We start from the raw sequence: 12,397 nt of genomic DNA, 5'->3' as shown, positions 1-12,397 counted from the left end.
ATCTTTTTGATCGATCATTTTTATTTTAACAAAACAAAAATCGACCAAAAACTACCAACTATTGTCTGCCTTATTTTAAAAAACTAAATTAGTCCTATGAAAATTTATACAAAAACAGGAGATAAAGGTCAGACTGCATTGTACGGGGGAACAAGAGTTTCAAAAGCGAGCGCAAGAGTCGACAGCTACGGAAATATAGACGAACTGAATTCATTCATCGGAATTGCAAAAAGCCATATCGAAGATGAAGAGGTTTTAAGACAATTAAAAAAAATCCAGTTCGATTTATTTACGGTCGGTTCAGAAGCTGCAACTCCGGTTGATAAATTGATGTTGGCAAACGGAAAATCGCGTTTACCACTGGTAATTTCCGATGTCGAAATCGAAGAATTAGAAAATTGGATGGACGCTTTTGATGAAAAAGTAGAACCGTTACAATACTTCATCCTTCCCGGAGGCGGCAAACCAGCGACATTTTTACATGCAGCAAGAACAATCTGCAGAAGAGCAGAGCGTTCTTTGGTTTTCTTAAACGAATCGGAAGAAGTTCGTCCTGAACTGATTAAATATTTAAACAGACTTTCAGATTATCTTTTTGTATTAGCAAGATACATTTCGAAAATAAACAACGAACCGGAAGAATATTGGAATCCGAATGAAAGATAAAGCATTACTTTTCATCAACGGAGACGCGCCAAAATCTTTTCCAATTCCCGATGAATATGGCTTAATTGCCTGTACAGACGGTGCTTTTCATTATCTTAAGAATATGAATTTCCCATTGGATAAATTAGATTTTATTTCCGGTGATTTCGATTCACATTCGGGGAAAGATGAAAATATATATGATGAAAAATTCATTTATACACCCGATCAGGATAAAACAGATTTTCATAAAGCCTTGGAAATTATCTTGGAAAAAGGCTTTTCAAAAGTTGATGTTTTCGGAGGAAGTGGAGGAGAGCAGGATCATTTTTTAGGAAATCTTACGGTCGCTTTTGGATGTAAAGATCAATTAAACATAAAATTTTATGACGAATTTTCTGAATATTATTTCGTTCCGAAAAATTTCAGTTTAAAAGGTGTAAAAGATAAAATGATTTCATTATATCCTTTTCCAGCAGTTGAAAATATTACAACAAATGGACTTAATTGGCCTTTAACAAAAGGAAGTCTAAGCATCACTTCAAGAATTGGAACAAGAAACTTTGCGATAGATGATGAGGTTTCCATTGAATATGAAAAAGGTGATTTATTGATTTTTATTGGAAGAAATTATCTTTAATTTAAACACTAATTTCACTAATATTTTCACAAATAACACAATTTTATTTTCATAATTAAATTTAAAAAATCATAACAAAACATTTGTAACATCAATAGGAACGGGCTTTAGTACGTTTTCAAAATAAAACAAATCAATTGGCTTTAGGCAAAATTTAAAAGTATTACACAAACATCTGTGTAAATCCGTGAAATCCGTGGGAAAATAAAATGAAAAATTCAATTAAAATATCATTTCTAATTATTTCAATATTCTGCATTTTCTCCTGTAAAACGCAGAATTTCGCCATACCCGAATACGGAAAAAAAATTACAGAAAAGGATATTCAGATTAAAAAAGTTTATAATTTTCGAACGATTGGAGACATTAAAAATATTGACGGAAGAACTTTAAAATCAGGGAAATTTTACAGAAGTGGACATCTTCATAAGTTAAATAACAAGTCGTTTAATGATCTTGAGAATCTAGGAATCAAAGAAATTATCGACCTTAGAAATTCAAAAGAAATTGCTCAAAAACCGGACAATCTTCCGAACGGAATTTTATATAAAAATTATTCTGCTTTTGAAGATGAAGGGGATCAATTAGATCAGGCTAAAAAATTGGTATTAAAAGGAAAAGTCAACGGTTCGGATGCAGATAAAAGGATGCTTGATTTCTACAAAGATTACGTTACAGAAAATCCTGAGGTTATCAAAAAAATTATCACCGAAATTTTAGAATCAGATCAACCGGTTTTATATCACTGTACTGCCGGAAAAGATCGCACAGGAATTACTACTGCTTTGATTTTAAGTATTTTAAAATTTGATAAACAAAACATTTACAACGAATATCTTTTATCTAATAATTACAGAAAAAAATTAGTTAATAAACGTCTTAATCTGGCAAATAATTTACATTTCCTTTATCCAAAAATGGATATCAATGTTTTAGAAAAATTGAGTTGGGTAGAAACAGATTATCTGGATGCTTCTTTTAATGAAATCAATAAGAAATATGGTTCGATTGATGTTTATATTCAACAGGTTTTAGGAATCTCTGAAAATAAACGGGAAGAATATGTTCAGAAGTTTACATATTAATAAATTAGGCGAAATTTTTACTGAAAAACACCTTAAAAATTATAAAAATTTTAACGTTAAAAAACCAAACTTTTTTAGCAATTTTGCATTTCTTAATTCACCTTTTTAGAAATGAAAATAAAATACTCGGAACTTATTGATCAGACGTTGTATTTCCCTACTGAGGAGTTCAATGTATCTGAGAACAATTTGTCGTTTCACGATATTCCTCTGATGGATGTTGTTGAACAGTTTGGCACTCCGCTAAAAATTAGCTACCTGCCGAGAATTTCTCAAAATATCCAAAAGGCCAAGAGTTGGTTTAAGGAAGCTTTTGAGAAAACCGAATATAAGAAGAATTATAGGTACTGCTACTGTACAAAATCAAGTCATTTCAAATTTGTATTGGAAGAAGCTTTGAAAAACGACATTTCTATAGAAACTTCTTCTGCGTATGATATGGATATTGTGAAATCTCTTTACAAAGAAGGGAAAGTAACGAAAGACATCGAAGTAATCTGCAACGGTTTCAAAACGGATGATTATTTGGCGAAAATCTCGGATATGATCAACAGCGGTTTTGAAAATATTACGCCAATTCTGGATAATTACCGTGAGCTGGATAAACTGACAGAAAGCATCGACACAACATTTGACATCGGAATCAGAATTGCATCTGAAGAAGAACCGAAGTTCGAATTTTATACCTCAAGATTAGGAATTGGATACAAAGATATCATTCCTTATTACAGCCAGAAAATCGCTGAGCATCCGAATGCAAGGTTGAAAATGCTTCACTTTTTCATCAATACAGGGATCAAAGACACTGCTTACTACTGGAACGAATTGTATAAATGTCTTCGTGTTTATGCGCGTTTGAAGAAAATTGCTCCGGAAGTAAATTCACTGAATATCGGTGGTGGTTTCCCAATCAAAACATCTTTACAGTTTGATTACGATTATCAATATATGGTTGAAGAAATTGTTTCTCAAATCAAGAAATTCTGTGAAGAAGAAGGGGTTGAAGAACCAAATATTTATACAGAATTCGGAAGTTTCACGGTTGGAGAAAGTGGAGCAAATATTTACAAAATTATTTCTCAAAAACGTCAGAACGACAGAGAAAAATGGAATATGATCGATTCGTCTTTCATGACTACTCTTCCGGATACTTGGGCGATTTCAAGACACTTTATCATGCTTCCGTTAAACCGTTGGGATGATACTTATGAAAGAGTTTTCTTAGGTGGATTAACTTGTGATTCAGATGATTATTATAATTCTGAACAACATACCAACGCCATTTACTTACCTGTTTTCAGCGATACAAAACCTTTGTACATTGGTTTCTTTCACACGGGAGCTTATCAGGAAACGATTGGCGGTTACGGCGGTGTTCATCACTGTTTGATGCCTCAGCCAAGACACGTTTTGATTCAAAAAGATGAAAACGGTGAACTGCAATACGAGATTTTCCGCGAAAAGCAGGAACCGGAAGATGTATTGAAGCTTTTGGGTTATAAATAATTCAATAGGAACGGGCTTTAGCCCGTTTAACTAAAATCGAAATCAAATTGGCTTTAGCCAAAAAGTTATAAAAATTTAAGCTCTCAAAATCTGAGAGCTTTTTTTATTTAAAAATATTTTGAGATTTTATCTAATTGTAATTCTTCATAATCAGAAACCACTGTATCAGCCAGCGTATAATCCTGATTTTTAGAATGCGGACTTCTATAGGCTGCACAAAAAATATTCGCTCGGTGTGCCGCCAAAATTCCATTCGTGGAATCTTCAATGACCATGCAGTTCTCAACAGGCTCTTTTGCAAGTTTTGCCGCCAATTGAAAAACTTCAGGATGAGGTTTTGATTCTTTTAAATCCGCGCCACTTATTTTTCCGCTAAAATATTTTTCGAGCTCAAATTTTTCGAAAACCATGTCGATTGTGGTCATCGTCGCAGAGGAAGCTAAAATTAATTTAATTCCGTTTTCAAAATAATGCTGAATCAAATCTTTTACTCCTGTAATTAAATCAAATTCTTCATCATTGTAAAAATAATCCTTAAAATAATCTCTTTTGATTTTTGCTATTTCTTCGTAAGTCTGAGTTAGATTAAAAGTATTAATCAAAGTCTCTGCAACTCTTTTCGTAGAAGCTCCTGTAAAGGATGTATATAAATCTTCGGAAACTTCAATTCCCAAATCTTTAAATGTTTTAAAATAGGCTTTTCTGTGCAATGGTTCTGTATCCACAATTACGCCATCCATATCGAATAGCACAGCTTTTAACGACATAAAATTTTGTTTTGAACAAAAATAACTTTTAAAATTTAAAGATTCAAGGATTTAAAAATTAAAAAATTAGAATGAAGGTTAAAAATTCATAACTCATCGCTCATAATTTATAACTCGAAGAGTATTTTGTATCTTTGCCAAAATCATTTAATTTTTAAATAAAGACATGAAAACATACGCAGGAATTCCTGAAGAGAATGCATCATTAGAGAACTCGAAAGTAATGTTGGTGACCGTTCCTTACGACGGAACTTCAACTTGGGGAAAAGGAGCAGATAAAGGCCCTGAATTGTTCTTAAACGCTTCTGAAAACATGGAGCTTTACGACATTGAGACCCAAACTGAACCTTACTTAGAAGGAGTTTATTTAGCCGGAGAAGTTTCTGAAAATTCTACACCGGAAGCTATGACAGAAGCGGTTTACCAAAAAACAAAAGAGCTTTTGAACAATGATGGAAAATTATTCACGCTTTTCGGTGGAGAGCACTCAGTTTCTATCGGTTCGATTCGTGCGGTAGGTGAGAAATTCGAGAACTTAACTGTTCTTCAGTTGGATGCCCATACAGATCTTCGTCCGGAATTCCACGGTTCTACTTCTAATCATGCTTGTGCGGTTTTTGAAGCCAATCAGAAGCACAATTTGGTGCAGGTGGGAATTCGTTCTATGGATATCGAAGAGGCAGAATATTTGCCGGAAGGAAGGGTATTTTTCGCTCACGAAATTGCCAATAACGAAAACTGGGTAAATGATGTGTTGGAAAAAGTTTCAGGAAATGTTTATATCACCATTGATTTAGATGCTTTCGATCCGTCAATCGCACCGTCAACAGGAACTCCGGAGCCAGGCGGTTTACAATGGTATCCAACGTTGGAATTATTAAGAAAAGTATTCGAAAAATGTAATGTTGTAGCATTTGATATTGTAGAATTAATGGATTCTCCGATGGCAAAGCCAAGTGCATTCCTTGCAGCGAAGTTATATTACAAAATGCTTGCTTACTATCATATTTATAACAACAACTAAATTCCGCAAGAATCGGATTTTTTCTGCCATAAATTCTTTGGAAATTTGTGAGGTAAATTCAATGTTATGTCCACACAAAATCAGATCGATTACGAAAGAATTGCAAAAGCGATAGAATATATCCAGAGCAATTTTAAGCTTCAGCCAAGCTTGGAGGAAGTGGCGGAGAAAATTCATTTAAGTCAGGCTCATTTTCAGAAGATGTTTTCTGATTGGGCGGGAACGAGTCCGAAAAAATTTTTACAGTTCATTAGTCTTGAACATGCTAAAAGTTTACTGAAGGAAGAAAAAGCGAGTTTATTTGATACCGCTTACGAGACAGGATTTTCAAGCACAAGCAGATTGCACGATTTGTTTGTGAAAATCGAAGGTATGTCTCCGGCAGAATATAAAAACGGCGGAAAAAACCTCAACATCAATTACAGTTTCTCTGAAACACCTTTTGGAAATGTAATTGCAGCTTCCACAGAAAAAGGAATCTGTTATATGGCTTTTGAAACCGATAAAAATAAAGCATTGGGAGATTTAATTATTAAATTTCCTAATGCTTCTTTTTTTGAAAAACAGGATGATTTTCAGAAAAATGCTTTGTCCATTTTTAATAAAGACTGGACGAAACTCAACACCATAAAACTCCATTTAAAAGGAAGTGATTTTCAATTAAAAGTCTGGGAAAGTCTTTTAAAGATTCCAATGGGGAAATTATCAACGTACGGAAATTTAGCCGAAAAAATAGGAAATCCAAATGCGTCAAGAGCCGTCGGAACTGCGATAGGAAGCAATCCTGTGGCTTTTTTGATTCCTTGCCACCGTGTGATTCAATCTTCCGGAAATCTTGGCGGTTATCGATGGGGTAGTGAAAGGAAACAATTGATTGTGGGTTGGGAGAGTTCTAAAATATATTCTTTAACTTAAGCAAAAATTGCGCTATTTTTCACTTGCAACTATTTTAATACTAAAAATTTAACATACAGTTTGTCATTCCGTAGGAATCTAGGCTAATTTATTAGAGGTTAAAAATTAAACATACTTTGCTTAGATTCCTACGGAATGACAAAATGATGAATATTACCTAAACACAAAATTTACATGCTTAACCTATTCGAAGACATATCCGATTACCCTTTAAATATCCTCCCAAACGACGGAACTGTTCATTACTACGGAAAAGTTTTCTCTAAAGAAAAATCCGATTTTTATTATGATTATTTATTCAATCAGATTCCATGGGAGAATGATGAAGCGGTTATTTTCGGAAAATTAATTTTAACCAAAAGAAAAGTCGCATGGTTTGGAGAAAAACCATTTGAATACACCTATTCAAAACGAACAAAATATGCAAAATTCTGGACCCCCGAATTATTGGAATTAAAACAAAAATGCGAAGAAGTCACCGGAGAAACTTACAACTCTTGTCTGTTGAATTTATACCACGATGGAAACGAAGGAATGGCCTATCACAGCGATGCCGAAAAAGATCTGAAAAAACATGGAGCAATCGCATCATTAACTTTCGGAGCAGAAAGAAAGTTTTTATTTAAACATAAAACCACGAAAGAAAAAGTAGAGATATTCTTGGAGAACGGAAGTTTATTGGTGATGAAAGGAACAACACAGGATCATTGGCTGCATCGACTTCCGCCCACGACAAAGGTGAAAACTCCAAGAGTGAATTTGACTTTCAGAACGATTGATGAATGATTCTTCACATGAAATTTTAACGTCTAGTTTGTCATTCCGTAGGAATCTAGGTTTATTATTAGAGATTAAATTTTAAAAAATACTTTGCTTAGATTCCTACGGAATGACAAAGTGTATATTTAATCTGCGAGACACAAAAAACAAAAAAGCTGTTCAAACCGAACAGCTTTTAAATTATTTCAAAACTTCAACTTCAATCGTGCTATCTTCAAATATCTTGATAAACGCCTTTGTATAATCTTCCTTCGTTGCAAAATTCGGATTGTCCATGAATTTTTGTGGATTAATCGCAAACAACGGGAACCAGGTCGAAGAAATCTGTATCTGGATTTTATGTCCCTTTTTAAAAGTATGAACAACATCCTGCAATCTGAAATTCACAGCCGTTTTCTGATTAGGAACCAACGCTTCCGCTTTTTCTCTTGAATTTCTAAATCTTGCAGGCATAATTTCACTTCTTACCATTTGATGATAATTTCCGTAAACTACACCGTCTTTCTTCTCAACCGGTTTGAAATCTTCGGGATAAACGTCAATTAATTTCACCGCAAAATCAGCATCCGTAGAAGTTGATGCGATATTTAATTTAGCCATAATTTCCCCTGCAAAAGTCATATCATCCGTTAAAACATCAGTTGTAAATGTCAAAACATCAGGTCTTCCTTCTGCAAATCTTTGATCTTCCGACATATAGTTTCTTGGAGTAAATCCATTGAAATCTTTCAGATTATCAGAACTTAAGACAGGATTATTCGGATCACTGTAATATTCAGAAGAGCCTTGTCCTGCTGTATTTTTCAATGTTCCGTTTGCTAAATAGAAATTCACTTTCTGCCCTTCTTTAGGAGGATAGGTTGCAAATTCTCTCCATTGTTTTGCTCCGGTGTCATACATCAAAGCTTCTGGTAAACCAGCATCTTTTTTTGTATCACCTTTTAAATAATGGTTAAAAAATTTCGTTTCAATATTTTTCTGATAATAGGTCGCGATGCTATCTCCGAAATAGATCTGATTGTGGAAATGCTTTCCTTCTTCGCGTCCCCATCCACCGTGTGAGAATGGTCCCATCACGATTGTATTTTTAGCTTTCGGACTTGTTTTTTCAATGGCTTTATAAATGTTTAACGGCCCTGAAAGATCTTCTGCATCAAACCAGCCACCGACAGTCATTACTGCATGATTTACGTTTTTAAGATGAGGCAAAAGACTTCTTTTTTGCCAGAATTCATCGTAATTGGTGTGGTTCATAATTTCCGTCATAAAGAAGTTATCCTTATAATATTTTTCATAACCGTCTTTCAGCGTTCCCATATCTCTGTAAAATTTCAAACCGTCCTCAGAAGTGGTTTTAATCATAGAATCTGTGTACCAAGCTTTATTTTCTGGCTTCGTTTTCTGAACTCCGAAAACCGGAAAAGTTCTGAAATATCCCATCATAAATCTTCCGTTATGAAGAAAATCGTCATTCCAAAAGTCTGAAATTGGAGCTTGCGGAGAAGACGCTACCAAAGCCGGATGCTGCGCCAAAACGCCTACAGCAGTATAAAATCCTGGATAAGAAGTTCCATATTGACCGACTTTTCCATTATTATCTTTAATGTTTTTAACCAACCAATCAATCGTATCGTAAGTATCGGTACTTTCGTCAACATCTTTCTTGGTTTTATGGTCAACCTGTGGTGTCATATTAGTGAAAGTTCCTTCACTCATGTATCTCCCACGAACGTCCTGAAACACAAAAATATATTTGTCTTTCATTAAATATTGGTTGGGTCCAAGTTTGGTTCTGTATTCATTTTCACCGTAAGGAGCGATGCTGTAGCAAGTTCTCTGCATCAAAAACGGATACTTGTTTTTGTTCGAAATATCTTTCGGAATGTAAACCGCCGTGAAAAGTTTCACACCATCACGCATCGTAATATACATTTCCTTTTTAATAAAATTATCTTTTACAAATGTGTCGGGCTGTTGTTGTTTATTCTGTGAATTCCCAAAAACAAACAGGAAAATAAACAGGACTGAAAAATGAAGCTTCATTACATAAAATTTGCCGCTAATTTAATCATAAAAATGATTTTAATTAAAAGTATGTTTTGAGATTAAATTTTAAAAGTTTCATTTATGAAATTTTTTATCCACAAAGTTTGTTGTTCCATAGAAATCTCAGCAAAGTATCTTTTTAATTTAATCTCTAATAATAAGCTTAGATTCCTACCGAATGACAAACTTTATGTTTATTTTTATAAAAAAAATATTAGTTTTATTTGTGAAAAAAAATAGTGCTATTCGTGTTTCAAATTTACATTTTTCGTCCACCAAACTTATTCAATTTAAACGTTAAAGAAAACATCAGGTAACGTTTCAAAATCAGATCTTCACGGTCTTCTACATAAGAAGCGGAAATTGTTCTTCTCACACTTTGGTTTTGGTTTAAAACATCATATACTCTTACTCTTGCAGTTAATTGTTTTTTATAAAATGTATAACCAATGCTTGTGTTCCAAAAATAAAAATCTCTTTTGAACCCAGGACTGATATTTGAACTTGTGTTGTACTCAAAATCGTTTTCGAAAAGAAGATTGGTTTTCAGGAAATAATTTGTGAGTTCAAGTCTAAAAGTCTGATAAATATTTTTAATGCTGCTTACTCTATAATTTTCATAATTGGAGAATGAATAATTTACATTATAAGAAGGCTTTACATTAATTTTATCCTTTTTATCATAAATAAAACTAATCCCGGGAGTAAAAGTATACGAATTTCCTATAAATTGCTGTCCGTCTACAAATCCTTTTGTGTATCTATAGTTTAAATTCGCTTTTGGTCTGATTGTTAATTTATTATCACTCCATTTATACGTTTTCCCAAGACTTCCTCCCAAAGTTACAGTTTTGTTTCCGCTTATATTTCTGTAAGTTACGAACTGTTTACCCGATTCGTCATAAAATGAGAAATTCGTAATGTCATTATTGTTGTAGGTAAAACTTAGATTAATATTATAATTGAAACTCGTTTTTGTATTAAAATTATTAAAATAAACACTTGTTCTGTTACTCCATGAATTTTTAAGATCCGGATTTCCCTCGTAGGTAATCAAAGGATTGGATTCATCTCTGTAAGGAATTACGTTTTCCGGTGTCGGAACAGTGAAACTTGCTGAATTATAAATACTTAATTTTGAAGTTTCTGAAATTTTATATTGAAAACCCGCATTGTAATCGGGTAAGGTGAAATTTCGTTGAAGATCATAATGTTCTCCGTTGAAGACCGCATTGTATTTTAAATCCGAAATATTTACAGTGGTAGAAGCCCAAACGCTGTATTTTTTCTTATTCAGTTCAATATTAATTTCCGGCGAAAATTGATTGTTTTTTTGATCCGAACTGTTGGACAAAAGCACATTGTATTTAGAATATTGTCCTGTACTTTCGTCGAAATCATTTACATTTCTGATGTTTGAAAGGTTTTTTGAATTATAATTTAACCCAAAAGTCACATTAAGAGAATCGGTTATCGGTTCGGAATATTTTGCATTAAAAGAGTAATTATTACTTTGGTTTTTACTTTTTGACAACTGATCTCGAACGTCTACGGAATCCGTCGGAATCCTGTATAAAATTGTTTTGGATTTGGTGAGGTTATCACTTTTTGATTCTGATATTGAGGTGTTTAGGCTTGCATAAAACGAACGCCCTTTCTTTTTAAATTTTTTAGAATAATAAAGATTTGGACTAAAATAATTATTTTGAGAAGTTGAATTAATTGCAGATTCACTTTCATTGGCAAGCGCATCGTCTTTGTAAGTGAGAGATTTTGAGGTTCTGTAGTTTGTTGTCTTAGAAAGAGAAAGTTTCGGTGAAAAGTAAATAGTGCTTAAAGAATCGGGTCTTATTTTTACGGATGAGTTAAAATTATACTGCTCCGTATTATTATCAGCATGATTTTCGGAATCTGTTTTCAACGTAGAATCCGGCAGAAAAGTTGTTCTTGAAACTTTTGAAGCCGTTTCCAGATTGGTTTCCGTGCGGGTCGCTCCAAGAGATTCGAGATCAACATCCGGACTTATCTGATCGCTGTAATTTACCCCTATCATCGTCGATTTCTGGATACCTTTCATATTATTTCCTCCTCTTCCGCCTGTATTTCCTCCTAAATTTTGCGCTTCATCATTAGTGAAACCCTTGGTATTGATGTTGTTTGATGAACCGAGTAAACTAATTTTCGTTTTATTTTTAAAATAGCTTAAAAACCCACTAGATTCATATCTTTTATCTGTTCCATATCCTCCTGTAAGTCTGGAAATAAATCCTTGGTTTTTCTTTTCGTCGATATTAAAATTGATAGTAGATTTTTCCGATTTTGGTGTCTTGCCTGTTAATTCTTCCTCTTTGGTTTTCGTGGAAGTCACTTGAATATTTTTAATAATATCAGCCGGAATATTTTCTAATGCAATTTTTCCTGTAGTATCAAAAAATGGTTTTCCATTGATCATAATTTGATCGACTTCTTTTCCGTTAACCATAATTTTTCCATCACTGTCGATTTCTACGCCGTCAATATTTTTCAGTAATTCCTGGATATTGCTGTCGGGGCGAACTTTTATGGCATTGGCATTAAATTCAATTGTATCTTTTTTAATTTTTACGGGAGAAACGGTGATAACAACCTCTTCAATATCGGAAATTTTATCTTTATCAAGTTTAATTTCATCTAAATGTAATGACTGATTTATTTTATCGAAACTTTTAGAATACGAAATTAATTTCGCAGCATCAACTTTTAAGATGGAAGGTTCGTTGAGTTCATTTATTTTTAATGAAAAATTTCCATCGCTGTCAGTCTTGGTAGATTTTACAATAGAAGAGTCTTTTTGTTTGATGATGTAAACGGTTGCACTTTCAACGGGTTTGCTTTCAAAATTTGAAACTTTTCCGTTGACTGTAAGGTTTTGACCATTTAAAATTAAAAAGCTGAATGAAAACACAAGCAGCCATAGAATTTTTTTCATAAAAATATTTTGAATCACGAA

At 33.4% G+C, this 12,397-nt stretch carries 10 protein-coding genes; 7 read left to right on the top strand and 3 right to left on the bottom strand.

What is annotated here, in order from left to right; translation table 11 throughout:
* The first annotated feature begins 96 nt into the window (after window positions 1-96).
* From ACKX2A_RS06865 to ACKX2A_RS06850, 4 genes are all read left to right on the top strand, one after another.
* Entirely contained in the window at window positions 97-666 is a 570-nt protein-coding gene (locus ACKX2A_RS06865; protein ID WP_415328596.1) for a cob(I)yrinic acid a,c-diamide adenosyltransferase, read from the top strand.
* A complete protein-coding gene (locus ACKX2A_RS06860; protein ID WP_415328594.1) occupies window positions 656-1,285 on the top strand; it encodes a thiamine diphosphokinase in 630 nt (209 codons plus the stop codon). Before ACKX2A_RS06865 ends, ACKX2A_RS06860 begins: the two co-directional genes overlap by 11 nt.
* A 209-nt stretch (window positions 1,286-1,494) precedes the next feature.
* Window positions 1,495-2,370 carry a tyrosine-protein phosphatase gene (locus ACKX2A_RS06855; protein ID WP_415328592.1) on the top strand — a complete coding sequence of 292 codons (876 nt, stop codon included), beginning with the start codon at window positions 1,495-1,497 and terminating at the stop codon, window positions 2,368-2,370.
* Between the two features lie 111 nt (window positions 2,371-2,481).
* On the top strand, window positions 2,482-3,876 hold the full coding sequence (locus tag ACKX2A_RS06850; RefSeq protein WP_415328590.1) for an arginine decarboxylase: 1,395 nt from the start codon (window positions 2,482-2,484) through the stop codon (window positions 3,874-3,876).
* Between the two features lie 107 nt (window positions 3,877-3,983).
* Here the strand turns inward: ACKX2A_RS06850 and ACKX2A_RS06845 are convergent, their stop codons facing one another.
* Window positions 3,984-4,643 carry an HAD family hydrolase gene (locus ACKX2A_RS06845; RefSeq protein WP_415328589.1) on the bottom strand — a complete coding sequence of 220 codons (660 nt, stop codon included), beginning with the start codon at window positions 4,641-4,643 and terminating at the stop codon, window positions 3,984-3,986.
* A gap of 166 nt (window positions 4,644-4,809) precedes the next feature.
* On the opposite strand from ACKX2A_RS06845, the gene speB reads away from it, so the two are divergent.
* From speB to ACKX2A_RS06830, 3 genes are all read left to right on the top strand, one after another.
* Window positions 4,810-5,667: an agmatinase gene (speB, locus tag ACKX2A_RS06840; protein WP_415328587.1), complete on the top strand. Its 858-nt coding sequence runs from the start codon at window positions 4,810-4,812 to the stop codon at window positions 5,665-5,667.
* Between the two features lie 66 nt (window positions 5,668-5,733).
* Window positions 5,734-6,582, top strand: coding sequence for a bifunctional helix-turn-helix domain-containing protein/methylated-DNA--[protein]-cysteine S-methyltransferase (locus ACKX2A_RS06835; protein WP_415328585.1), 849 nt, complete (start codon window positions 5,734-5,736; stop codon window positions 6,580-6,582).
* Between the two features lie 174 nt (window positions 6,583-6,756).
* Entirely contained in the window at window positions 6,757-7,368 is a 612-nt protein-coding gene (locus tag ACKX2A_RS06830; RefSeq protein ID WP_415328583.1) for an alpha-ketoglutarate-dependent dioxygenase AlkB family protein, read from the top strand.
* A gap of 174 nt (window positions 7,369-7,542) precedes the next feature.
* Here ACKX2A_RS06830 and ACKX2A_RS06825 read toward each other — a convergent pair whose 3' ends face one another.
* Together ACKX2A_RS06825 and ACKX2A_RS06820 are read right to left on the bottom strand one after the other, a co-directional pair.
* Entirely contained in the window at window positions 7,543-9,405 is a 1,863-nt protein-coding gene (locus tag ACKX2A_RS06825; protein ID WP_415328581.1) for a CocE/NonD family hydrolase, read from the bottom strand.
* 262 nt (window positions 9,406-9,667) lie between these two features.
* Window positions 9,668-12,376, bottom strand: coding sequence for an outer membrane beta-barrel protein (locus tag ACKX2A_RS06820; RefSeq protein ID WP_415328579.1), 2,709 nt, complete (start codon window positions 12,374-12,376; stop codon window positions 9,668-9,670).
* Window positions 12,377-12,397: the final 21 nt, after the last annotated feature.

The organism is Chryseobacterium sp. MMS23-Vi53 (genome assembly GCF_047651245.1).
Lineage (GTDB): Bacteria > Bacteroidota > Bacteroidia > Flavobacteriales > Weeksellaceae > Chryseobacterium.
Note: the sequence above shows the minus strand (reverse complement) of the source record. Positions and strands in the feature narration are given on the sequence as shown.